1 protein-coding gene is annotated in these 257 nt (G+C 43.6%); it reads left to right on the forward strand.

Features of this window, described 5'->3' with window-relative positions:
* Positions 1-24: 24 nt before the first annotated feature.
* Positions 25-257, forward strand: a 233-nt coding sequence (locus RMT89_RS44105; RefSeq protein WP_315889383.1) for a GNAT family N-acetyltransferase, incomplete at its 3' end; no start/stop codon positions are given.

A 257-nucleotide genomic window follows, 5' to 3' on the forward strand; every position in this document is an offset into this window, starting at 1 on the left:
TCTTTCGGAGGCTTTGTTTCCGCTATGTATACAGCAGAAAACGAAATTGTTGGTGCTGTTGTGGTCAATGAAACAGGCATGAAATCGTACATTCCGGAAAACATATTGGTGTACATTGCTACACACGCCCAACACAGAGGAAAAGGACTGGGCAAGCAATTGATGCAGCATGTGATTGATACGGCCCATGGAAGTATTGCACTGCATGTAGAGCCGGATAATCCAGCTAAACATCTTTACGAAAAACTTGGATTCAC

The organism is Streptomyces sp. P17 (assembly GCF_032436805.1).
In the GTDB taxonomy this organism is placed as follows: Bacteria; Actinomycetota; Actinomycetes; order Streptomycetales; family Streptomycetaceae; genus Streptomyces.